General features: G+C 69.7%; 27 protein-coding genes. 10 read left to right on the forward strand and 17 right to left on the reverse strand.

All coding sequences use genetic code 11. The features are described 5' to 3' along the window. Nucleotides 1-335: 335 nt before the first annotated feature. Nucleotides 336-1,313: a hypothetical protein gene (locus tag AC0685_RS40260; protein WP_478230302.1), complete on the forward strand. Its 978-nt coding sequence runs from the start codon at nt 336-338 to the stop codon at nt 1,311-1,313. A 65-nt stretch (nt 1,314-1,378) separates the two neighbouring features. Here AC0685_RS40260 and AC0685_RS40265 read toward each other — a convergent pair whose 3' ends face one another. After that, on the reverse strand, nt 1,379-2,200 hold the full coding sequence (locus tag AC0685_RS40265; RefSeq protein WP_478230303.1) for a S1 family peptidase: 822 nt from the start codon (nt 2,198-2,200) through the stop codon (nt 1,379-1,381). 199 nt (nt 2,201-2,399) lie between these two features. Between AC0685_RS40265 and AC0685_RS40270 the strand changes: the two genes are divergently transcribed. Beyond that, a complete protein-coding gene (locus AC0685_RS40270; RefSeq protein WP_478230304.1) occupies nt 2,400-2,804 on the forward strand; it encodes a ChaB family protein in 405 nt (134 codons plus the stop codon). Between the two features lie 293 nt (nt 2,805-3,097). Here the strand turns inward: AC0685_RS40270 and AC0685_RS40275 are convergent, their stop codons facing one another. The 3 genes from AC0685_RS40275 to AC0685_RS40285 all read right to left on the reverse strand — a co-directional run bounded on the left by AC0685_RS40275 (nt 3,098) and on the right by AC0685_RS40285 (nt 5,506). After that, nucleotides 3,098-4,246: a family 43 glycosylhydrolase gene (locus tag AC0685_RS40275; RefSeq protein ID WP_478230305.1), complete on the reverse strand. Its 1,149-nt coding sequence runs from the start codon at nt 4,244-4,246 to the stop codon at nt 3,098-3,100. Next, nucleotides 4,243-5,046 (reverse strand): endonuclease/exonuclease/phosphatase family protein, encoded by an 804-nt coding sequence (locus AC0685_RS40280; protein WP_478230306.1) that lies wholly within the window; start codon nt 5,044-5,046, stop codon nt 4,243-4,245. The genes AC0685_RS40275 and AC0685_RS40280 overlap by 4 nt, the downstream gene beginning before the upstream one ends. 106 nt (nt 5,047-5,152) lie before the next feature. Then, nucleotides 5,153-5,506, reverse strand: a complete 354-nt coding sequence (locus AC0685_RS40285; protein WP_478230307.1) for a VOC family protein — start codon at nt 5,504-5,506, stop codon at nt 5,153-5,155. A 117-nt stretch (nt 5,507-5,623) separates the two neighbouring features. Between AC0685_RS40285 and AC0685_RS40290 the strand changes: the two genes are divergently transcribed. The 3 genes from AC0685_RS40290 to AC0685_RS40300 are packed head-to-tail and all read left to right on the forward strand — an operon-like array spanning nt 5,624 to nt 7,282. Continuing rightward, complete coding sequence (locus AC0685_RS40290) at nt 5,624-5,992, forward strand: hypothetical protein (RefSeq protein ID WP_478230308.1); 369 nt, start codon at nt 5,624-5,626, stop codon at nt 5,990-5,992. Between the two features lie 55 nt (nt 5,993-6,047). Beyond that, nucleotides 6,048-6,719 (forward strand): DsbA family protein, encoded by a 672-nt coding sequence (locus AC0685_RS40295; RefSeq protein ID WP_478230309.1) that lies wholly within the window; start codon nt 6,048-6,050, stop codon nt 6,717-6,719. After that, a complete protein-coding gene (locus AC0685_RS40300; protein WP_478230310.1) occupies nt 6,716-7,282 on the forward strand; it encodes a vitamin K epoxide reductase family protein in 567 nt (188 codons plus the stop codon). The genes AC0685_RS40295 and AC0685_RS40300 overlap by 4 nt, the downstream gene beginning before the upstream one ends. On the opposite strand, the gene AC0685_RS40305 is transcribed toward AC0685_RS40300, so the two are convergent. Continuing rightward, entirely contained in the window at nt 7,261-7,497 is a 237-nt protein-coding gene (locus tag AC0685_RS40305; RefSeq protein ID WP_478230311.1) for a hypothetical protein, read from the reverse strand. The genes AC0685_RS40300 and AC0685_RS40305 overlap by 22 nt on opposite strands. Before the next feature lie 74 nt (nt 7,498-7,571). On the opposite strand from AC0685_RS40305, the gene AC0685_RS40310 reads away from it, so the two are divergent. Beyond that, a complete protein-coding gene (locus AC0685_RS40310; RefSeq protein WP_478230312.1) occupies nt 7,572-7,694 on the forward strand; it encodes a hypothetical protein in 123 nt (40 codons plus the stop codon). Between the two features lie 319 nt (nt 7,695-8,013). After that, nucleotides 8,014-9,108 carry a S1 family peptidase gene (locus AC0685_RS40315; RefSeq protein ID WP_478230313.1) on the forward strand — a complete coding sequence of 365 codons (1,095 nt, stop codon included), beginning with the start codon at nt 8,014-8,016 and terminating at the stop codon, nt 9,106-9,108. On the opposite strand, the gene AC0685_RS40320 is transcribed toward AC0685_RS40315, so the two are convergent. From AC0685_RS40320 to AC0685_RS40340, 5 genes are all read right to left on the reverse strand, one after another. Then, nucleotides 9,081-9,497 (reverse strand): hypothetical protein, encoded by a 417-nt coding sequence (locus AC0685_RS40320; RefSeq protein ID WP_478230314.1) that lies wholly within the window; start codon nt 9,495-9,497, stop codon nt 9,081-9,083. The two genes, AC0685_RS40315 and AC0685_RS40320, sit on opposite strands and share 28 nt — an antisense overlap. 169 nt (nt 9,498-9,666) lie before the next feature. After that, nucleotides 9,667-10,779: a VanZ family protein gene (locus AC0685_RS40325; protein ID WP_478230315.1), complete on the reverse strand. Its 1,113-nt coding sequence runs from the start codon at nt 10,777-10,779 to the stop codon at nt 9,667-9,669. Then, nucleotides 10,772-11,077 (reverse strand): hypothetical protein, encoded by a 306-nt coding sequence (locus AC0685_RS40330; RefSeq protein WP_478230316.1) that lies wholly within the window; start codon nt 11,075-11,077, stop codon nt 10,772-10,774. Before AC0685_RS40330 ends, AC0685_RS40325 begins: the two co-directional genes overlap by 8 nt. Before the next feature lie 95 nt (nt 11,078-11,172). After that, nucleotides 11,173-11,337, reverse strand: a complete 165-nt coding sequence (locus AC0685_RS40335) for a hypothetical protein (RefSeq protein ID WP_240598862.1) — start codon at nt 11,335-11,337, stop codon at nt 11,173-11,175. Between the two features lie 80 nt (nt 11,338-11,417). Next, nucleotides 11,418-12,344: a MurR/RpiR family transcriptional regulator gene (locus AC0685_RS40340; protein WP_340682234.1), complete on the reverse strand. Its 927-nt coding sequence runs from the start codon at nt 12,342-12,344 to the stop codon at nt 11,418-11,420. Between the two features lie 135 nt (nt 12,345-12,479). Here AC0685_RS40340 and AC0685_RS40345 point away from each other — a divergent pair, with 135 nt between their 5' ends. Genes AC0685_RS40345 through AC0685_RS40355 form a run of 3 tightly spaced genes read left to right on the forward strand, consistent with a single transcriptional unit; the run spans nt 12,480 to nt 15,519 of the window. Next, nucleotides 12,480-13,871 carry an MFS transporter gene (locus AC0685_RS40345; RefSeq protein ID WP_478230317.1) on the forward strand — a complete coding sequence of 464 codons (1,392 nt, stop codon included), beginning with the start codon at nt 12,480-12,482 and terminating at the stop codon, nt 13,869-13,871. After that, nucleotides 13,868-14,308, forward strand: a complete 441-nt coding sequence (locus AC0685_RS40350; protein ID WP_478230318.1) for a GAF domain-containing protein — start codon at nt 13,868-13,870, stop codon at nt 14,306-14,308. Before AC0685_RS40345 ends, AC0685_RS40350 begins: the two co-directional genes overlap by 4 nt. Continuing rightward, nucleotides 14,305-15,519, forward strand: coding sequence for a metal-dependent hydrolase family protein (locus AC0685_RS40355; RefSeq protein WP_478230319.1), 1,215 nt, complete (start codon nt 14,305-14,307; stop codon nt 15,517-15,519). The genes AC0685_RS40350 and AC0685_RS40355 overlap by 4 nt, the downstream gene beginning before the upstream one ends. A gap of 145 nt (nt 15,520-15,664) precedes the next feature. Here the strand turns inward: AC0685_RS40355 and AC0685_RS40360 are convergent, their stop codons facing one another. The 7 genes from AC0685_RS40360 to AC0685_RS40390 all read right to left on the reverse strand — a co-directional run bounded on the left by AC0685_RS40360 (nt 15,665) and on the right by AC0685_RS40390 (nt 22,118). Continuing rightward, nucleotides 15,665-17,035 (reverse strand): aldehyde dehydrogenase (NADP(+)), encoded by a 1,371-nt coding sequence (locus tag AC0685_RS40360; protein ID WP_478230320.1) that lies wholly within the window; start codon nt 17,033-17,035, stop codon nt 15,665-15,667. After that, nucleotides 17,032-17,229: a hypothetical protein gene (locus AC0685_RS40365; RefSeq protein WP_478230321.1), complete on the reverse strand. Its 198-nt coding sequence runs from the start codon at nt 17,227-17,229 to the stop codon at nt 17,032-17,034. Before AC0685_RS40365 ends, AC0685_RS40360 begins: the two co-directional genes overlap by 4 nt. A gap of 152 nt (nt 17,230-17,381) precedes the next feature. Next, nucleotides 17,382-18,383, reverse strand: coding sequence for a proline racemase family protein (locus tag AC0685_RS40370; RefSeq protein WP_478230322.1), 1,002 nt, complete (start codon nt 18,381-18,383; stop codon nt 17,382-17,384). Then, nucleotides 18,384-19,295, reverse strand: a complete 912-nt coding sequence (locus AC0685_RS40375) for a dihydrodipicolinate synthase family protein (protein ID WP_478230323.1) — start codon at nt 19,293-19,295, stop codon at nt 18,384-18,386. Then, complete coding sequence (locus AC0685_RS40380) at nt 19,292-20,653, reverse strand: FAD/NAD(P)-dependent oxidoreductase (protein ID WP_478230324.1); 1,362 nt, start codon at nt 20,651-20,653, stop codon at nt 19,292-19,294. Before AC0685_RS40380 ends, AC0685_RS40375 begins: the two co-directional genes overlap by 4 nt. Further along, nucleotides 20,650-20,958, reverse strand: a complete 309-nt coding sequence (locus AC0685_RS40385) for a (2Fe-2S)-binding protein (RefSeq protein ID WP_478230325.1) — start codon at nt 20,956-20,958, stop codon at nt 20,650-20,652. Before AC0685_RS40385 ends, AC0685_RS40380 begins: the two co-directional genes overlap by 4 nt. Next, entirely contained in the window at nt 20,955-22,118 is a 1,164-nt protein-coding gene (locus tag AC0685_RS40390; protein ID WP_478230326.1) for an NAD(P)/FAD-dependent oxidoreductase, read from the reverse strand. The genes AC0685_RS40385 and AC0685_RS40390 overlap by 4 nt, the downstream gene beginning before the upstream one ends. Nucleotides 22,119-22,156: the final 38 nt, after the last annotated feature.

The raw sequence follows: 22,156 nt of genomic DNA on the forward strand, positions 1-22,156 counted from the left end.
CGCGCGACCGATCGTCTGGATCAGCGACGTGCCACTGCGGAGGAAGCCCTCCTTGTCCGCGTCGAGGATCGCGACCAGCGACACCTCAGGCAGGTTTTCGTCCCCTCATGGTGCGGCTTGGTTCAGCGGCCCCATTTCGTCAGGGCGTGGGCGTCAGTGTCACCGGCGAGACGGACCGGGCACACACCCTTTTCGCCAAGGCGCAAAGGGTGTTGTTGTCCTGCCGCATCAGCACCTCGCGATCATGCGCGCGTGGCGAAGGCACGCAGGGAACCGCGAGCGCTTCCCGCGAGTCCCAGTTGAGAACTGGACGTACAACGACTACAAGGGGATGAATGAAGACCCTGCTCAAGAAGGCGACGATCACTGCCGCGGCGAGCGTGCTGATGCTCGGCCTCACCACGGTGGGCACCGCCTCCGCTGAGGCCGCGGCCATCACCTGCGACACGAAGTCCAGCGGCAAGGACGGCCCCTTCTACCACGGGGAATCGGCCTCCTACGCCTACGACAACCGGTTCAGCAAGAGTCACCCTGTGCCCGCGCTGGCGACCAACATCCCCCAGGGCACGGCGACCTGGTCGAACTGGGACGGGTCGAACGACCTGATCCTGGTCACCTCGTACGAGTCGGGCCACCGCAGCGCGATCATCATCGGGATCGACGCCAAGACCGGCAAGCAGGTCGGCCAGGCGCTGCTCGCTTACTCGCACGTCGGCGGGATCGCCGTATTCGAGAAGCAGGGTTGGGCATTCGTGTCGGGCAAGGGCGACACGATTCGCAAGTACTCGCTGGCGAAGCTGAAGAACGCGATCAAGAAGTCGCTGCCCATTGAGCAGGAAGGCAAGGCGCAGACCGTCTACGCCGCCTCATTCCTTACCAGCCACGGCCCGAGCAACACCCTGTGGGCGGGCAAGTTCGAAGACTCCAAGCGCGGACTGATGCACTCGTACACCGTCGGCGCCGACGGCAAGCTGGGCTACCGGCCGGGGTCGTGGGAGGTGCCGACGAAGACGCAGGGCCTCATCGTCACCAAGGACCTGTTCATCTACAGCACTTCGCACGGCAGGAACAACCGCAGCAACCTCTACGTGGTCCGGCGCGGCGCCGGCGACAAAGACCTGGACACGGCCAAGAAGCACTGCTTCCGCGCGCCGAGCATGTCCGAGGGGCTGACGGTCTACGGCAGCAACGTCTACCTGGCGTTCGAGTCCGGCGCGCACTACTACAGCAAGGCCGCGGACAAGCCGAGGAACATCATCTCGAACCTGCACAAGGCGCAGCTGTCGTCTTTGGAGGCACTCGCGCCCCGGTGAAGCGCCGGCAAGCGGGCGAGGACGGTCAGGTCACCGTCCTCGCCCGCTGCCGAAGCGCAGGAGCGTCAGCGGTGTCCGTGGATGGTGCGGTGGATCCAGCCCTTGTAGGCGGGCACGCTGGTGTAGAGGCCGGGTCCGTTGGCGCAGGGCACGTCGTTGTCACCAGGTCCCGAGGTGACGCCGATCAGCTCCCACCGGCCCCACTTCCCGCGCTGGATCTGCGGGCCACCGGAGTCCCCCATGCACGCCATCGCACCGGGCTTGCGGCTGATCGTGCAGAGCCGGGTCGAGTCCGCGTAGCCGGGCGAGCATTCCGACACCGCTCCCCGGCGAGTGTCGAGCTGCTGGAGTCGTTCGGGGAATACCACTTTGGTGATGTCGGCGGTGTCGACCGTGGTGCCGAAGCCCATCAAGCGGGTCGGTGTGCCGGGGCGGCCGGGGCGGCCGGCGATGCGGATGGGCCGTTCGGAGACGGGCCGGTCCAGGCGCACGAGCGCGATGTCGTTCTTGTTCGGCTGGCCCGGCTGGTAGCCGGGGTGGCGCACCATGCGGTCGATCGTGCGGACGGTGCCGCCGGAGGTCCGTCGCTCGCTGCCGATGCGCACCGTCCCCTCCGGCTGAGCCGGGTTGTTCCCCGGGTCGACACAGTGCGCCGCGGTCACCACCCATCGCGGGTGGATCAGCACGGCCCCGCAGACACCTTTGGCGTTGTTCAGCTCGGGCACGACCTCCGGGATCGACGCCATGAACTCGTAGCGCTCGGTGGAGTCCTTCCCGTTCACCACGGCATCGGCACTGCCGGGTAGGGCGATCGCGCAGAAAGCTCCCACCAGCGCGACACTGGCGGCACGAATCAGGTGGCTGCGCACGGAACCCGCTCTCGTCATACGTTTCCTTCGTTCGGATGCTCGGATCGATCGCGTCCAGCATCGCGGTCCACCTCGTCCTGGGCCATCGGGTCAGCCCGCTGACTTGTCGTGGTGACTGCTGGACACCGCGTGGTAGGGCTCGCCCTACTCACCGTTGGTTTCGGCCGGGACGGGATCGGTTATCCGAGAGCGTGATCCGTGAGGAAGGAGGTCCGTCATGCCAGGACGGGAAGACCTGCCCAGCACGCTCTTGCGTTCGCCGCGCGAGGCCCAGGACACCTGGGTGGCCGCGCATGATTCGGCGCTCGAAACCTACGGGCCCGGCCGCCGCGCCAGCCAGACCGCGTTCGCCGCCGTGAAGCACTCCTTCGAAAAAGTCGGTGACCATTGGGAGCCGAAGGAGCGCCGCGGGCCGTCCGATGAGCAGGCCGCGGGCGGTGCCGGGCAGCGTACGAAGAGCACCCACGGAGGCGTCGACGCGCGAGCCGGAAAGGAACACCTGTATCAGCGGGCCCGCGAGCTCGGGATTCGCGGGCGTTCCCGCATGTCGAAGAGCGAACTGGTCAAGGCGCTCGAGAAAGCCAGCCGCCGCGAGACCGCTCGCGCCCGGCAGAGCCGGTAACGACCGGCACCGAGGTCGTCACGGGGAGAGGCCGGCTCGTCGTAGGAGCCGGCCTCCTTCCCTTGTGAAGACTCACTCCCGGCCGAGCACGATCGTGGGCTCAAGCTCTAGGGCCGTTTCCTCCAGGGCATCGTTCTCGCCGCGTGGTTCCGGCACGGCCACCCGTTCGGCCGATGACTCGGGATCTTCGTATGCGTGTGTCATGGTTCTCAACTCCGTTGGTGTCGCATCCGGCTGGTGGAGGCCGGCACGAGGCGATTACCCGGTGATCCGGAGATCAATCATCCGGCGGGTCACCACCGCACGCTGAATTCGGCCGCTGCCCCACTGCCGGTTTTCACCAACCGAGCGATCCGGCTCCGCCGTTCCGGCGAAGGATCCTCATGCGGAAGCAAGCTCGCGTCGGTGATGTAGTTCCACGAAGCCCACCACGAACCATCGGGCGCCTGGAACGCGTTGAACGCACCAGGACCCCGCTTGTTGCCCGGCAGGTTCTTCTTGCGGTACTTGTCCGGCAGACCGGGCCGGAATCGCGGCTCACCGTCCGGGTCCGGCTGATAGGAGAAATACGCCCGTTGCTCGGCCATCGGGGTGCACCGGTTGTCGGTCAGCGCGGTTCCGCAGTAGGCGACACCGGTCGCATAGCGGTTCGCGTACCAGTTGTTCCCCGAGTAGAAGAGGTACCAGTCACCGTCGATGCGGACGGCGTTGGGATTCTCGATCGTGAGGACGTCGTCGGACGGACTGTTGTGGTGCGTCCACTCGAGATTCGCGTTGTCAATGAGCTTCTTCGCGTCGGCTTCGGCTATCCGCCGCACGTGGCGAGGCCGGTCGAAGTCCAGTTTCGCCGCTCCCAGAGCGGTGACGCGGTCCTGCGTCCACGCGCCGTTGCGCAAGGTCAGCCAGACCTCGCCTTGTCCCCTGCTCACGTCGGCGTCGATCGCCCACCCGCGATCCGGGCAGAACAGCGGATCGGCGTTGGCGACGAAGCCTCCCGTGGCCCGCAACGAGGTGGCGTAGCCGACGCAGTGTTTCGCCTGGCCGGCGGGCTCGGGGCCGGGAAGCGCCGCGCTGTAGAACACGTAGTAGACGACACGGCCGTCCTCCTGGTGCGCGAACAACGCCGGTGTCCACAGTGGAGAGTCGGGTCTCGCCCAGTATCCCGCGGGGAACGTGACGCCGTCCCAGGCGTCGCCATCGACGGCGCCTCGGCGCTGGAACGATCCGCCACCGAACTCGACTTCGGTGTACGGCAACTTCTTGCCGGGAATGCTCGCGCCGACCGCGACATAGGTGTTCGTCTCCGGCACCCGCATCAGATCCGCCGCTGGGAACCGGAAGTCCAGCGACTCGTCGCGCGGCCCGGTTTCGGCTGTCGCGGACGGCACGGCCGTCAGCAGGCCGACGCCGCATACGAGGGCGATCAGGGCGCGTCGCGTCATCGGGTCACCGTCACCCGAACGCGCACCGGACGGTGGTCACTTCCGTAGCCGCCGAGGGCGTCCACCGCGGACCCGGTCGAGTCCTTCTTCGCCCACACGTGGTCGATGGACCTGGTGCCATGGCTCGGAGCGCTGTAGGAATCGGCCACTCGCCGCAGCCCCACCATCAGGTCCGAACCCGGTTCGGCATTGAAGTCACCCATGACGACGGGCTCGGCCGCACGCGAGGAGAACCAGTCCGCGGTAGTGCGGACCTGCAGATTGTGCAGTTCACGATTGAGGGCGAACCGCTGCGCGGACGGGGTCAGGTGCACGACGCCCACGACCCACTCGAAGCCCGCGCCTCCCACCCGTACCCAGTTGACGTACTTCGGTGGCACCCAGCAGCCACAGTCGCCGGGCTCCGCGGGGCCGGTACCGGGTGTGGACGGGTCCACTTTGGACGCGGGTGAGATCTCGTGCGCGCCGTGGCCGGTGACGGTCATATTGCCGCGCACGAGGATGGCGTTGTGCTTGATCGCGCGGCGGTCCGACTCGTAGATGGCGACGTATCCCGTCGCGGCCGCGGCCTCCTTCACCACCGCCTCGCGGTCGGCGACCTCCTGCAGCCCGATGACGGCGGGGCGTTCGGTCTCGATCAGACGGACGAGGTCGGCCTTGAGACCGCCCGCGTCACCCACGTTGTAGGTGACGACCTTGATCGTGCGTTCGGTCGCCGCCTCGGCGCCGGGCACCGCGACGAGCGTGGCGAACGGCACCAGCAGTGCCAGCGCGAGGGTCTTGCGCCTCGAATGCTTCATGGGATTCCCTCCAGTGTCGATGACGGAGGGAATCGGACCATCGGCGGCGCGCCACGGGCAACGCTCCGCGCGATCCCGTCATCTTCCGGAAAGAATTGGCTGCGGCCTACTCCTGCGAAGGGTTCTCCCAGACGAAGGTGACCTTGTTGCCCGACGGATCCGCGATCTCCGTCAGCTTGACGAAGCCGAAGTCCTGGATCGGGCCGCACCCCACGCCGCGCCCCGCGAGGTCGCCGACGGTCTCGTCGATGTCCTCGACGACGAGGACCACGGTGCTCCTGCCCGCGGCTTCCGGGTCGTGGGCGACCTGGAGCCCGGCGTTCCCGGTGATCTGCCATTCCGCGACGCCTTCCATGGGTTCGGTGTCGGGCCGCCGCCCGATCCACTGCTCGTACCAGGCGACGGCGGCGGCATGGTCGGAAACCGGCAGGACCGCGTAGACATCCTTGAACCTCGGCAAGGGGGCGTCCTTCCACTCGGGATCGCCGACCACTGTAGGCCGGTTTGTCCGAGTTCGCCCCGGCTTTACAAGGTCACCTTTACCCTGCACCGCGTGACCGGCAGACGGACTGTGAGGATGACAGCGCGGCTTTTCGCCGTGCTGGCCGCGCTCACCGCTGTCGCCCTCTTGCAGGGTTCCTTGTGCAGTGACGGAGCGGCGGCGGCCGGCTCGCCCTGTGCTCCCCTGTTCGCCGCCGAAGCCACCCACACCACGACCCCGGCCGACGAATGCGAGCCGGCCGCATCCCTGCTGAGCCCGGCGGACCAGCCCCTTCCGGACAACCACCTCGACGACGTCGCGGGCGTCGGTGTGGCGCTGCTTGCCGTGCTCGTCCTGCTCGTCCGGCATCACCGCCCCGGCGGGACGGGCATACCGCCGTCCTCCCCGGCAAGGCGTTCGACGACCACACCACCACTCGTCCAGCTCTGCGTTTCCCGTACCTGATCCGGCACGCCCACGCCGCTTTCAGTTGCCGGAACCGAGCCAAGGACACAACAGAATGACCAAGAACACCAAGGTTTCCCTGACGGTCGTGGCCGTCGTCGTCGCGGTCGTGGCCGCGTTGCTCGTCGTGACCAATCTGGGTGAGGACCCCCCGAGCGGGCAGGCGATCGACGCTCCCCCGGTGGTACCCGCGTCGATCCTCGTCCGGCCGGACAGCCATCGGCTCTCCGACCCGCCGGGCAGCAAGGTGACCGTCGTGGAGTTCCTCGACCTCGAATGCGAGGCGTGCGGCGCCGCGTTTCCCGGCGTCGAACGCCTCCGAGCCGAGTACGGCGACCGTGTCACCTTCGTGATGCGCTACTTCCCCATCCCGAACCATCAGAACGCCGAACTCGCCGCGCAGGCCGTGGAGGCGGCGGGTGGACAGGGCAAGCTCGAACCGATGTACCGCCTGATGTTCGAGAAGCAGCCGGAGTGGGGTGACCAGCAGGTCTCCCACCGCGAGACCTTCCTCGGGTTCGCCCGCGAACTGGGTCTCGACCTGCAGGCCTTCGAAACCGCGCTCGACGACCCGGTCACCCTCGGCCGGGTGCTCGCCGACCGCACCGACGGCGCGAACATCGGCGTCGAGGGCACGCCGACGTTCTTCGTCAACGGCGTCAAGTTCTCGGGTTCACCGTCCTATCAGGGCCTCAAGGCCGTCATCGACCGGGAACTGGCGAAATGACGCCGTTCGCCGTCCGGGTGACACCGTGGGTGCTGCTGGTCGGCGGCGCGATCGGGCTGCTGGCGTCGTTCGTGCTCACCGTCGAGAAGATCGCGCTGCTCAAGGACTTCTCCTACATCCCGACCTGCAGTGTCAACCCGGTGCTCAGCTGCGGGTCGATCATGAAGACGCCGCAGGCCGAGCTGTTCGGGTTCCCCAATCCGTTGCTGGGGATCGCCGGGTTCGGCGTGGTCGTGACGACCGGGGTCGCGTTGCTCGGCGGAGCAAAGCTCCCTCGCTGGTACTGGCTGGGCCTGCAAGCCGGCGCGGCCCTCGGTGTCGTCTTCGTGCACTGGCTGATGCTGCAGAGCCTGTACGTCATCGGCGCGCTGTGCCCGTACTGCATGGTCGTCTGGGCGGTCACCATCGCCGTCTTCTGGTACACGACCCTGCACAACCTCCACAAAGGACCGGAGGTGAAGGCGGCGATCCGGTACCACAGTGTGGTCCTCGTGGTCTGGTACGCCGCCATCACCGTCGCGGTCCTGCAGGCCTTCTGGAGTTACTGGACGACGCTCGTCTGAAGGCGGCTCCGGTCGAGACCACGCAATCCCCAGGCACAGAGCGCGCCGATCACCGTCAGGGCCAGCCACGGGAATTCCGGGTAGCCTGCCCGGCGCGCGAGGTCGAAGACAGTGCCGGTGAAGAGGTTGCCGAGGAGGATGCCCACGCCGACGACCATGTTGTAGAAGCCGTAGTGCGTGGCGACCAGCCGGTCGCCACGCACTACGGTGTCCATTTCGAACGGGAAGCCCAGCTCGCCGCCAACGACGCGACCTTGGCGCTGGACCCGCCGGGCACGGACCGGAGACCGTGCGTTCGGCGCGCCTCCCGGAACGGGTGCGAGCCGTCGCGGGCGGAGCGCTGGCGTTGTTCGCCGCGCCCGTGCTCACGGTCGGCCTGATGTTCACGGCGGGCCTCGTTTCCTGCTGGTGAAAGAAACGCGTTCGTCACCGATGCGGGCGAACGGGTTCAGCGTGGACACCATCAGGTGATCTGCGATTTCCTGCCTGGGAAGCCCCTTTCCCGAACGGGCGTATGAACGTCGCTGAGCGTCGTTCGCCGGTCAGCGGATCGGGGACGGCAAATCGTGCAATCCCCACTCACACGAGTGAGGAGCCGCCATTCCGCTGAGCCGGAAAGGCGAATTCCCAGCGCTACTCAAATGGCGGCATTCGGCCGGTGTCCCCCTGTCGTAACGTCGATCAAGGAACGCTTCTCCCGCAACGAATTCCGTGAACCCATGGAGGTTTTCGTGATCCGACGTCCTCTGCGCACCCTGACCGTCCTGATCGGCGCGGCGGCAGCCGTCACCGCCTTCGCGGCACCGGCTTCCGCCGCGACATCGGTGCTGAACGAAGCGGCGGGCACGGCCACGGTGGCCGCCGCCCAGCAGGATCTCGGCACCTCGCTCGGCGCCGCGTTCGCCGGGTCCTGGCTGGACGCCACGACCGGTGAACTGATCGTCGGTACCACCGACGCGAGCCGGTCTTCCCGAATCCGCGCCGCGGGCGCGATCCCGAAGGTACTGCGGCACAGCGCCGCCGAACTGCGGCAGATCCAGTCCACATTGGACAGCAGAACCGCGGGCCTGCCCCGCTCGGTCGCCGGCTGGTACGTCGACGTGCCGTCGAACGACGTCGTGGTCAGTGTGGTGGGCGGCGATCCCGCCGGACTGGCGTGGGCCACCTCCGCCGGGGTCCCGGTCCGGGTGGAACACGTGAAGAGCGCGCCGCGGCCGTTGTGGAGCGTGGTCGGCGGGCAAGGCCTGTACTTCAGCGGCGGTGCCTGTTCGGTCGGGTTCACCGCGTACGACGACGACGATCATTACGTGATCACCGCGGGCCACTGCACCGAACTCGGCGGCACCGTGCGCGGCGCCGGGGGCACGATCGGCAAGGTCGCGAGGTCTTCCTTCCCCGGCAACGACTACGGGACGGTCAAGGTGACACACTCCGACGTCTCGACCCCGCCGCGGGTCGACCGGTACGAGGACGGGTCCGACGTGCGGATCGAGGGCGCCGACGTGGTCGGCGTCGGCGGCCGGGTCTGCCGGTCCGGGATCACCACCCACTGGCACTGCGGGCGGGTCGAAGCGCTGGACCAGACGGTGAACTACGGCAACGGGAACATCGTGCGGGGCCTCACCCAGACCGACGCCTGCGCCGAACCGGGCGACTCCGGTGGCTCGTTCGTCAGCCGCCCCTCGTCGGGCTCCGGCACGAAACTCGTGCAGGCGCAGGGCATGACCTCGGGCGGTTCCGGTGACTGCGCCGAGGGCGGCACCACGTTCTTCCAGCCCGTCAAGGAGGTGCTCGACCGCTACGACCTGACGCTCGAAAAGGACTGATCTCCCGTGGCGAGGGGCGGCCGTCCCTTGATCAGGACGGCGAGTTCACCCGCCTCGACGACCAGGGTCTCGATCTCGGCCCAGCGGCGGCGGACTCGCTCGTGATCGGGCACCAACGTGCCGGAAACCATGCCCAGGAACAGGTTAGCGTCCGTTCCGACCTCCGCCAGCCGCAGGAAGGGACGGCGGTCTTCTTCGGTTCCCGCCCCGTGCTCCGCGGCCCACTCACGGGCTCGCATCCCGGCGTCGTGGCAGGCGTCGACGAGGAGGGTCCGGATCTCCTCCGGCCGGTTCCCCGGGCTCGCGGGCGGTTTCCCCATCAGCGGGAAGATGTTCCAGGCCACCGACAGCAGGCAGTCGGCCACTTCGTCCATCGACTCCACGTCCACCGGGCGAGTGTTCCGGCCCGTGCGTCCTGCCAGGCGCAATGACGCGCACGACGGGCAGGGTCGACCCGATCGGGTGGAACTCACCGGCCGGGCCTGGCCGGAGGGTTGCGAAAGTGGCTTTCGCAACCCAGCCCCCTCCAAAACCCAAGGCCCGAATCCACGGAAGCACCTAAGACTCCTTACCGCTCATGAGGCTCGGTTCGGCCGGCTCGTCGAGTTCGCGCACGTCGGTCATCCGCAGACCGGCGATCAGCCCGGACAGTCCCTGGTGACCTTCGGGCCGGAAGGCGAGGATTCCGCTGGCGAAGAACAACAGGTTCGCCAGCGGCTCGAACCCGCCGTTGGCCACCGACGCCAAGGTGAGCAGCGTGAAATAGCCGCCGGAGCCGGCCAGGAACCGCACGACCATCCGCCACAGCGCGGGCTTCCCGCCGTCCGGGCCGGCGGGGCGCAGCAACACGACCCGCTGGCCGAAGCTGGCACCGTTGCCCACGACCGGGATGACGAACAGCAGGAGCAGCGCGGGCAGGAAGGTGCCGATCAGCGCGGTGACCACGGTGTTCGGTTCACCCACGAGCAGGGTCGTCACGATTCCGACCGTGGTGCCGAGCAGGACGACCGACACGACGTCGACGGCCATCCCGAGGAGGCGGCGGCGCGCGGTGACCGGCCGCGGCGTTCCCGGCGGCGCGGACGGCTCGTTGCCCGGCAGCAGCCGCAACAGCGGGGCGAGGCCGAAGCCGACGGCGGCACCGAGGGTGTTGGTCAGCAGGTCGTCGACGTCGGCCAGCCGGTACGGGCACTCGAACAGGAACCAGACCCCGGTCAGCTGGGTGCACTCGATGAACAACGAGACCGCGAAGCCGATCGCGACGGTGGCCGCGAAGCCGCGCCGGAAGAGGTGCCGTACGAACATCCCCAGCGGCACGAACAAGGCGACATTGAACACCGCCTGCTGGACGGCGGGATTGCGCAGGAACGCCCGCAGGCCGGCCCCGGTCTGTTCGCGACGGATGTCGGCGACGAACTGGAACGGGCGCAGTTGCAGGTGACTGGACGCGTGCTCGGCACACCACGCCGCCGTCGTCTCCGGGATGGGGAGCAACGTGTACGTCCACAGGGACATGGCGTAGACCAGGAACCCGAACACCAGCAGGACCCGCCAGAGCCCGAGCTCCCCGCGGCGCCGGTAACTCGCGGCGATGTACGGGACGGCCAGGAGGCCCGCGAGCACGAAACCCGCGAACACCGCGATGACCGCGGAGATGGTCGGATCAGTCACTCGCGGAAGCTAACAACGCGCGCCCCGGCGCACCCGTCACACCACCTGGCCGGGTGACGGAGTCGGCCGGGGCGAGGGTGCGCTGATGCGCGAGCGCGGCGATGGCGAAGGTCAGATGGACGACGACCCAGTTGCGGTCTTCGCGATGGACCCGCTGCAGCAGGTCGAGAGAAGCGTCGCCCGGCGTACGTCCCTGACGGCAGGCGTCGATGAACGCCTGGGTCAGTTCGTCGACGTTCCTCCGGAACTCCGCGAAGGTGTCGGAGGGCTGGGCGTTGGTGCAGAAATCCACGGTCACGTCACAGAGCGTTCCATAGCGCGACACAAAGTTACGAATTGGCGCAGCCCGAATCACTCACGCGAGGTAGGCCTCGCGCGAATCTGTGCTCTGCGTCACGCCGAAGCGAGCCCGGCGGGCATCCGGCGTTCCCGTTCGGCCGCCTTCGCCCGGCGGGTGACCGGGAAGCGCTGATCGAGTTCGACCAGCAGCGGGGTCGCCGCCATCAGTGCCAGAAGGGCGAGCCCGGCGTATGCGCCCAGAGTCGCGATGATCGTCATTTCGGCCTCCTCGGTCCCCGTGCCGCCTGTTCCGGCGGCCTGGAACCAGGATCGCCTCCCCGCCGGGGGCGGCGGATCGGTCATCCGGCGGAGACGCCTCGACCGGTCGGCCTTTTCGGCACTGTCCGATCGGCCGATCCCGGGCGACGGTGCAGCAGGTCGAACCGCGACCACATGGCCTCGGCCGCCTCGATGGACTCGCCGGTGCGGACGGGATCGACGGCGGCGAGTTGCGCGACGATCGCCTGCACCAGGCTCATCCCCGCGGTCAGCGACGGGAAGAAGGTCACGCCCTCGGCGGGCACCATCAGCACCTGTTCGACCGCGGCCGCCAGCGCGGGACTGGCCGCGTCGGTGATGGCGAAGGCACGCGCTCCCCTGGCCTTGGCCTCGTTCGCGGCGAGCACCGTGCTCTCGTACAGCCGCCAGAAGCTGATCGCGATGAGGACGTCTTCGGAAGTCAGTTTCGCCGTGGCGTTGGCGAGTTCGGCGTCGCCCGCCGTGATCGCGTGGACGTCGTATCCGGCGAGCCGGGCGTTGTGCGCGAACGCGATCCCGACCGCGGCGTAGCTGCCGTCGGCGATCACGACCGTGCGGCGCGCCCCGGCGACGGCCTCCGCGACGTTGCGGATCTCGTCCTCGGCGACGCGCCGGTTGAGCAGAGCGAGGCTGTCGAGGTCGCGGCGCAGCGACGCCGAACCCGGCGAGTCGACGTCCCGGTGTTCCTCGGCCACCTGCGGCGCGCTCAGCGACGACATGTACCGCGCCCGCAACTCCTGTTGCAGTGCCGGCCAGCCGGCGAAACCCAGCGCCTGCGCCGTACGGGTGACGGTGGCGACGTTGACCCCGGCGAGCTGGGCGAGCTCGGCCGTCGAGCCGAACGACGCCCGGCGCGGTTGCGAGACCAGCACTTCGAGCACGGCGGCCGCCTTCGGCCGCAGGCCGCGCTCCGGTGCGCGGTCCCGAAGCCACGCCTCGAAACCGTCGTCGGTTCCCGTCCCTGTCACGCGCACCCTCCCTCGACGGCGTCACGGTAACGCATCGTGCCCGGCGAACCACTTGCAACAACCATTGCAGTTTTGCCGAAACGCAGTATACGTTGTCCGCACTCCTCGTCGCCCGAACCACGGAAGGCGTTCCCCATGACGCTTCTGGCACGACTGGACCGGCTCCCGCTCAGCCGTCCCCATTACAAACTCCTGCTCATCGGCGGGCTCGGTTACACCTTCGACGGAATGGACTCCGCCGTCGTCGCCTTCCTCCTTCCGAGCGCGAAAGCCGCCTGGGGCCTCGACAACGGCCAGCTCGGGTTGATCGGTTCGGCGACGCCGTTCGGCTTCCTCTTCGGCGCGATCGCCGCCGGGCTGCTGGGCGACCGCATCGGCCGCAAGAAGGTCATGATGTACGCGCTGGCCTTCTACGCGGTGTTCTCGGTGGTCGCCGCCTTCTCCCCCAACTACGAGGTCTTCCTGGGCGCCCGGGTGCTGGCCGGGGCAGGCGCGGGAGCCGAAAGCGCCATCATCGCGCCGTTCCTGTCGGAGTTCGTCCCCGCCAAACGCCGCGGCTGGTTCGTCGGCGCGCTGGCCGGGTTCTTCTCGTTCGGGTTCGTCGCCGCCGCGCTGATCGGGCGGTTCGTCGTCCCGACGGTGCCGGAGGGCTGGCGGGTCGCGCAGCTGATCACCGCGCTGCCGATCGTCATGCTGCTGTGGTGGCGCCGTTCGCTGCCGGAATCACCGAGGTTCCTGGTCGCGAACGGGCGTCATGCCGAGGCCGAGAAGATCGTCTCGAAGCTGGAGCGGGACGTCGAAAAGGCGACGGGGCAAGCACTTCCCGCCGTCGCGGAGGCCGAGGCCCAGCCCGCGACGGAGACCCCCAAGGTCAATCTCCTCAGCGCGCTGAAGTTCTTGTGGAGCCCGGCGATGGCGCGCCGCACCGCGGTGATCTGGACCGTGTGGTTCGTGATCACGTTCTCCTACTACGGCTTCTTCTCCTGGATCCCGACACTGCTCGTCGAGCGCGGCATCACGGTGACCAAGAGCTTCGAGTTCTCGATCATCATCTACCTGGCGCAGATCCCCGGATACTTCTCCGCCGCGTGGCTGTCGGAACGGCTCGACCGCAAGCACACCATCGCGTTGTACCTCGCGGGCTCCGCGGTGAGCGCGTTCTGGCTGAGCCAGATGGACGCGCCGTGGTCGATCACCCTCGCCGGGGCGGTGCTGTCGTTCTTCCTCAACGGCACCTACGCCGGCGTCTACTCCTACACCCCCGAGGTGTTCCCGACCTGGATCCGCGCCAGCGGGACCGGGCTGTCCAGCGCGTTCGGCCGGGTGGGCAGCATCCTCGCCCCGACGATCATCGGCCTGTCCGCGGCGAGCCTCGGCTTCGCCGGCGTCTTCGGCCTCACCACCGCCGTCCTGGCGGCCGGGGTGGTGTGCGTGGTCGTGTTCGGCCTGTCCACCGCCGGCCGTTCCCTGGAAGAACTGACCGAACACGGCGCGCCCGTGAAGACCGCCAAGGAGATGACCAAGTGACCGTGTCACTGTCCACTGTGGAGGACAAGACCCGAGCCACGATCGGCGTACGGCTGTTCACCGTACTGGCGTGGGTGCCCGAACGGCGGGCACTGCGACGGGTGCACAGCAGCCACCCCGTCGAGTACCCGATCGGCGGCGAGAAGACCGTCGAGGTAGCGGCCGGGTGGCTGGATCGGTGCATCACGGGACAGGAGCCCTACTTCGGACCGGACAGCGCGGCGGTGCGGGAGATCTTCGCCGACCACGAACTCATCGACCGGCTCGGCTGCGGCGCGGTGATCAACGTGCCGGTGGTGGACGGCGGCCGCACGCTCGGCGTCCTCAACCTCCTCGACGCAGAAGGCAGCTACGACGACGATTCCGTCGCGGCGGCCCGTTCACTGGCACCGTTGGCGGTCCCGGCCCTGCGCGAACTCCTGGAGGAGAACCGATGAACGGATCGCTGCTGCTGCGCGACGCCCGCCTGCTCGACCCGGTCAAGGGCGAGTACACCGAGGGAGACCTCCGGTGCGCCGACGGCCGGATCGTCGAGATCGGTGACGGGCTCACCGCGGACGACGCGCGGACCGAGGACCTGCGCGGTGCGTTCGTGCTGCCCGGACTGATCGACGCCCACGTGCACGTCACCGCGTCGACCGCGGATCTGGGGTCGCTGCCCGCGTCGTCACCGTCGTACGTGGCCGCGCACAGTGCCCGCACCATGAGCCGCATGCTGGACCGGGGCTTCACGACGGTCCGTGACGCCTCCGGCGCCGACTACGGCCTCGCCGACGCGCAGGCCGAGGGCCTGTTCCGCGGCCCGCGCCTGCTGTTCTGCGGACGCGCGCTGAGCCAGACCGGCGGGCACGGCGACAGCCGGACGCGCGGCGCCAACGCCAGCGACGATCACCCGTGCTGCGCCGGCCTCGGCCGGGTCGCCGACGGGGTCGACGCGGTCCGCGCCGCGGCGCGCGACGAGCTGCGCAAGGGGGCGCACCACATCAAGGTGATGGCCTCCGGCGGTGTCGCCTCCCCCACCGACCGGATCGACTCGACGCAGTACTCCGCCGAGGAGCTGCGCGCCATCGTCGAAGAGGCGGAGGCGGCCAACCGTTACGTCGCCGCGCACGCCTATACCGCCCGCGCGGTGAACCGCGCGCTGGAACTGGGCGTGCGGTCGATCGAGCACGGCAACCTGATCGACGACCTCAGTGTCGAACTGTTCCTCCGGCACGACGCGTATCTCGTGCCCACCCTGGTCACCTACTGGGCACTGAAGGAGGAAGGGCGCGAGCACGGGCTGCCGGAATCCAGCTGGCGCAAGGTCGACGAGGTGCTCGGCGCGGGCATGGCCGCCCTCGAGCGGGCGGCCAGGGGCGGCGTGAAACTCGTGTACGGCAGCGACCTCCTCGGCGGGATGCACCGGCACCAGAACCACGAGTTCCGGCTGCGCGGCGAGGTCCAGTCCGCGCTGGAGGTGGTCCGCTCCGCGACGTCGACGGCGGCCGACCTGCTGAACCTGACCGGCGAGATCGGCACGCTGGCTCCAGGCGCGCACGCGGACCTGCTCGTCGTCGACCGGGATCCGCTGGAGGACATCGGCGTCCTGGCCGAGCCGGAGAAATTCCGGCACGTCGTGCAGGGCGGGACCGTCGTCTCCCCCTGACTCGTGAGTGGAGTGGCCGGTTCCCTTTGAGGGGTAAGGCGAGGTGGCGGGTTGCGAAAGCCGGCCCAGGCGGTAGTGAAGGCCTCCTTACCTACTCTGAAGGTAGGGAAGGAGGCCTTCGCTACCCCCGGCGCCCACTCACGAGTCACGAGAAGCGCTGCGGGACGTCCCACGGGTTGTCGTCCCGCAGCGGTTCCGGCAGGAGGTGCGACGGCCAGTCCTGATAGGACACCGGCCGGAGGAAGCGTTCCACCGCCGCCGTCCCGACGGACGTCGAGGCCGGTGACGTCGTCGCCGGGAACGGTCCGCCGTGCTGCATCGCCGAGGTCACCGCGACCCCGGTCGGCCAGCCGCCCCACAGGATCCGCCCGCTGCGGTCGGCCAGTACCGGGCGCAGTGCCTCGACGTCGGGGGCCTCTTCGGGGAGGGCGTGCACGGTCGTCGTGAGCTGACCGGGCAGAGCCGCCAGCACCGGCTGGACGTCGGAAAGTCGCGAGTATCGCACCACCACGCCCAGCGGGCCGAAGCACTCTTCAGCCGCTTCCGGTACGAAGTCCTCCAGCGCGACTTCGAGCAGTCGGGCGCCTGGTCCCCGGACGACCTCACGCATCCCGGGGATGGCGGCCAGCCGTGCCGCGCCGGTAGGGAAACCCGACGCGATGCGGTCGTTCAGGAACGGCGCGGCCGGGACCTCGCGCAACCGTTCGGCGACGAGATCCCCGAACGGGCTTTCCGACGGCACGAACACCAGACCGGGATTCGTGCAGAACTGGCCGTTGCCCAGCGTCAGCGAACCGGCGTAGCCCGCCGCCAGTTCCTCCGCCCGCGAGCGTGCCGCGCCGGGCAGGACGATCACCGGGTTGACGCTGCCGAGTTCGCCGTGGAACGGGATCGGGACCGGCCGCTCGGCCGCGATCCGCGCCAGCGCGAGCCCACCCGACACCGACCCGGTGAACGCGGCGGCCGCGATCGCCGGATGACGCAGTGCCTCCACGCCCGCGGCTTCTCCTTCGACAAGGCCCAGGAGCGCACCCCGGCGGCCGAGGGCTTCCACGACGACCGAAGCCGTCCTGCGGGACAACTCCGGATGGCCGGGGTGGCCCTTGACCACCACCGGGCATCCGGCCACCCACGCCGACGCGGTGTCCCCGCCCGCCACGCTGAACGCGAACGGGAAGTTGCTCGCGGCGAACACCAGGACCGGACCGACAGCGGTGCGATACCGGCGCAGCTCCGGCCGGGGTCCTGGCGGCCACGACGGGTCGGCTCGGTCGATCCGGACGTCGTAGTACGAGCCGCTTTCGGCCGCGAGCAGTCGCAGCTGGAACGTCGTGCGGGCCAGCTCGCCGGTCAGCCGTTTCGTCCCCAGCCGGGTCTCGGCGTCGGCTATCTCGATCAAGGACGGACCGGCCTCGTCCAGGGCGTCGGCCACGCCGGTGAGCACCGCCGTGCGCGTCTTCGGGTCGGTCGCGGCCCATTCAGCGGCGATCTCCGCCGCCCTCTCGATCTGCTTCATGCTTCCTTCCTCTCCGGGTTCTCCACCGAGTTCCGGAATCCGAACACGGCGTACACCACCAGTCCGAGCACCATCCAGGCCGAGGTCAGCGCGTCCAGGTTCGCGATCAGCGGCACGGACGGGACCCACGGAGTGCGCAACGACCGCGGCAGATCCGGCCTGGTGCGCCGCAGCACCACCACCGCGATCGACACGACAAAGCCACTTTCGCGACACGGGGGCCGCAGCTACGGCTTCCGAACCGTCTCGATGTCGCCAGGGACCACGCCGCCGGGTGGTGAAGGGCCCCTTCGCTACTCTCAGGGTAGGCAAGGAGGCCTTCACGGACCGGCGCGCGCCGCCAACCTCAGAGGACGAAGCCCGCGGGGAACGGGTCGTCCGGGTCGAGCAGATAGGTGGCGTTGCCGGTGATCCAGGCACGGCCGGAGAACTCCGGCACCACGGCGGGAACGCCGCCGACGGTGGTCTCGGCGACGAGTTCCCCGGTGAAGGTGGTGCCGATGAACGAGCTGTTCTCGAACGGCGTGTGCAGCGGCAGTTCGCCGCGAGCGTGAAGCTGGGCCATCCGCGCCGAAGTGCCGGTGCCGCAAGGCGACCGGTCGAACCAGCCCGGGTGGATCGCCATCGCGTTCCGCGAAGCGCGAGCATCCGACCCCGGCGCGAGGAACTGGACGTGCTTGCAGCCGCCGATCAGCGGATCGGCGGGATGCTTCGGCGGACGCTGGTCATTGATCGCCGCCATGATGTCCAGCCCGGCGGCGAGGATCCGGTCCTTCGCCGCCCGGTCGAACGGGATGTCCAGTTGGGACAGTTCGAGGATGGCATAGAAGTTGCCGCCGTAGGCGAGGTCGTAACGCACCTCGCCGAGGCCGGGCACTTCGACCACGGCGTCTCGCTCGGCGAGGAAGGACGCGATGTTGCGGAGCTTGACGCGGACCGTGCGGCCGTCCCGGACTTCGACCTCGGCGTGCACGAGCCCGGCCGGGGTGTCCAGCCGTACCACGGTCTTCGGTTCGGTCACCTCGACCATGCCGGTCTCCACCAGCACGGTCGCCACGCCGATCGTGCCGTGCCCGCACATCGGCAGGCAGCCGGACACCTCGATGTACACCACGCCCCAGTCTGCGTCCGGCCTGGCGGGCGGCTGCAGGATCGCGCCGCTCATCGCCGAGTGACCGCGCGGCTCGTTCATCAGGAACTGCCGCAGGTGGTCCAGGTGCTCCATGAAGTACCGGCGGCGTTCGGCCATCGTGTCGCCGGGGATGACGCCGACCCCACCGGTCACCACCCGGGTCGGCATGCCCTCGGTATGCGAGTCGACGGCGGTGATCGACCGGATCGACCGCACCTACTCCACCCCCAGCGAGGCGAGCGCGCGGCGCATGTCGGCGGTGACCTGCTCGCGGTGTTCCTCGGTCAGCGGCCCCCGCGGCGGACGGCACGGCCCACCGTAACGGCCGACGAGGTCCATTCCGAGTTTGATGGCCTGGACGAACTCGGTGCGCGAGTCCCAGCGGAAGGCGGCCACCAGCGGCTCGTAAAGCGCCCTGGCCTCTTCGAGTTTTCCGGACCGCGCCAGGTCGAACAGGCGCACCGACTCGGCGGGGAACACGTTGGGGAACCCGGCGAACCAGCCTGTCGCGCCCATCAGCAGGCTTTCCAGCACGACGTCGTCGGCGCCGCTGATCACGTCCAGTCCCGGTGCCCGCTCGCGGATCTCCAGCACCCGCCGGACGTCGCCGGAGAACTCCTTGACCGCGACCACGTTGTCGATCCGCGCGATCTCGGCGAGCAGGGCGGGCGTGAGGTCGACCTTGGTGTCGATGGGGTTGTTGTAGACCATCACCGGCAGCCCGACCGACGCCACCGCTTCGAAATGCGCGAGCACCTCGCCGCGGTTCGCGCGGTACATCGTGGGCGGCAGGCACAGCAGGCCGTCGGCACCGTCCTCGGCGGCGACCTCGGCCCAGTACTTGGCCTGGTGCGCTCCGGGGCCGTGCACGCCGACGACGACGATCCCGTCCTCACCGACGGTTTCGATCGCGGTGCGGGCGACGCGACGGCGTTCCTCGTCGGTCAGCGACGAGTATTCGCCGAGCGAGCCGTTCGGGCCGACGCCCCGGCAGCCGTTGTCGACCAGCCACCGGCAGTGCGCGGCGTAGGCGTCGTAGTCCACGGCCAGCCCGGCGGGGGCCGACGCGTCCGCCCGGTACGGGAGGGCGGTCGCGACGACGACGCCGCCGAGGTCGGGGGTGCTCATTCAGGTTCTCCTTCGGTTCGGGCGGCGAGTTCGCCCAGCCGGATCGGCTGGACGATCGGGCGGTGGTGCCGTTCGATGCCACCGCGGAGTTCGGACACGGTCGGACCACAGATGCGGCCCTGGCATGGGCCGAGGCCGGCCCGGGTGCCGAGTTTCAGTGCGTGCGGGCCGGAGCAGACCGTGTCTTCGGCCGCGCGCGTCAGTTCGCCGTACGTCGTTTCCTCACAGCGGCAGACGATCGTGTCTTCGCGCAGCCAGCTTCGCCAGGCCGCACCGATCGGGTGAGCCGTGGCGAGGCGTTCGGCGAACGCGAGGGCCCGGTCGCGGGCGCGGATCAGCTCCGGCGACGGCTCGCCCCCGGCGGCGACGCACCCGGCCACCGCTCCCTCGGCCGCGGCGGTGACCGCGCCGCCGATCCCGGTGATCTCTCCCGCGGCGAAGACATCGTCCACTGTGGTCCGTTGCGCGGCGTCGACCCGCACGAACCCGTCAACCAGGGCACAGCCGGCGGCGACGGCCAGTTCCGGCTGCGGGACGAAGCCGTGGCCGACGCAGACCGCGTCGACCGCGTAGGTCCGCTCGGTGCCGGGGACGATCGACCAGTCGGCGCGGACCCGCGCGGTCACGACCTCGCGGACGCGGTCCACGCCGCGAGCCTCGATCACGGCCCGCCCCAGCCGGTACGGGACCCGGTGCCGGGCCAGCGTCGCGGCGTATCGAGCCAACTCGCCGGCCTTCCCGGCGTGGGCGGCCAGGCGCCACGGACGGGACGCCCATCCTTTCCGGACGGTCGAGAACGGGTTCGCCTCCAGCACCGCGACCACCTCGGCCCCGACGCCCAGCAACGATTCCGCGACCGGCAGCAGGAACGGCCCGGCCCCGGCGACGAGGACCCGCTCGCCGATCGCGACCCGCTCCCCCTTCGCCAACGCCTGTGCCGCGCCCGCGGTGTACACGCCGGGCAGTTCCCAGCCGGGGAACGGCAGGGTGCGGTCGTGCGCGCCGGTCGCCAGGATCAGCGCGTCCGGGACGAGGGTCAGCCGCCGCCGTCCACCTCCGTCGGACTGTCCCCGCAGGACGTGCACCGTCTTCTCCGCGCGGTCGAACGCCCAGACGGTGGAGCCGGGCCACCAGTGACATCGCGGATGCGCGAGTACCCGGCGGCGCCGGTCGAATTCCGCCCGCCCGTGCTGGACCCGCTCCGGGTACCGCGCCGCGTACGCCTCGGGGAGCATCCGGTGGTACTGGCCGCCGGGAGTGTCCGCCTGGTCCAGCACCGTGACCTGGGCACCGGCCCGCAGCGCGTGCTCGGCCGCCGCGAGCCCGGCGGGCCCGGCGCCGACGATCACCACGTTCACGCGTTCTCCTCCCGGGACTGGGTGCGGATTTCGTCCCCGTCGGCCGCCGGGCGGCGGCACGCGCGGACGTCGGGCACGTCGTTCACCGTGAGCAGGCAGTCGAAACACGCGCCGATACCGCAGAACACACCGCGCGGAGCCCCGGAACGCGTTCTCCGCCAGGAGGTCCATCCCGCGGCGAGCAGCATCCCCGCCACGCTCTGGCCCGCGATCCCGGTCACGGGTTCGCCGTCGACGGTGATCCGGATCGGCCGGTCGGTCCGGCCCACCGGGTCGCGGTCGCGCGGCAGGAGCCACCCGCTCATGCCGCCACCACGGCCGGACGGTCCACAGTGAACTCCTCGACCGGCATCGCCGGCTCCGCTCCGGTGAGCAGTTCGCGCAGCAACCGCGCGGTGCCGACGCTCAGCCCGATCCCGGCGCCCTCGTGCCCGGTGGCGTGCCAGAGATTCCCCAGCCGCGGATCCTCGCCGAGCACCGGGAGGTGATCATCGACGTAGGGCCGGAATCCGCCGTACGCGCGCATGATCGCGACGTCGGCGAGCGCCGGGAACAGGCGCAGTGCCTTGACCGCGATGGCACTCAGCACGTCCGGGCGGATCGCGTCGTCGAAATCCACCCGGCGGCGTGACGAGCCGATCAGCACGGTGCCGCCCCAGGTCGACTCGACGACGGCGGAGGTCTGCAACTCACTCGAATCGGCACCGACCGCGCCGACGTAATCGGCGTCGTAGACCTTGTGCCGGACGACGCCGGGCATCGGAGTGGTCACCAGTACCTCGCCCCGGCGAGGGCGGACCGCGATCGCGGCGCCGAGACGCGCCGACACCTGACCGGCCCAGGGGCCCGCGGCGTTCACGACGACGTCCGCCTCGACGACCTCACCGGGCACGCGCACGCCGGTGATCCGTCCGTTGTGGACGGTCGCGCCGACGACCTCGGTGTCGGAGCGCAGCCGCGCGCCGTGGCGCAGCGCGGAGCCCAGCAGGGCCAGCGCCGCTCCAGCGGGCTGGACTTGCGCGTCCTCCGGGTAGTGGAACGCTGCGGCCACCTCACGGGTCAGAGCGGGCTCCGCTTCGGCGAGTTCCTTGGGGGACAACGGTTCCGCGCGAACGCCGGTCTGCGACGCGGCGAAGGCGGTGAGAGCGTGGGCTCCGTCGTCCGTGGTGGCGACGACGATGCCGCCCTTGGGGTCGTATTCGATCGCCGAAGCTGCGCGCACGTCCTCGTCGGCGATCTCGGCGACCACCTGGGGCCACAACGCGGTCGAAAGCTTCGCGAGGTCGAGTTCCGGGCCGGGACCCTTGTCGGAGACGAGGATGTTGCCCTCGCCGTGCGAAGTGGTTCCCCCGGCGGGACGGCCGCGATCCACGACCACGACGTCGAAGCCCGCCCGGCTCAGCTCACGGGCGCACGCGGCGCCGACGATGCCCGCGCCGAGAACGACCACGCGCGTTCGGTTCATCGACCCTCCAGTGTTCGGTAAAGCGAACGATCGGAGAG

The sequence above is a fragment of the Amycolatopsis sp. NPDC043889 genome, assembly GCF_056435645.1.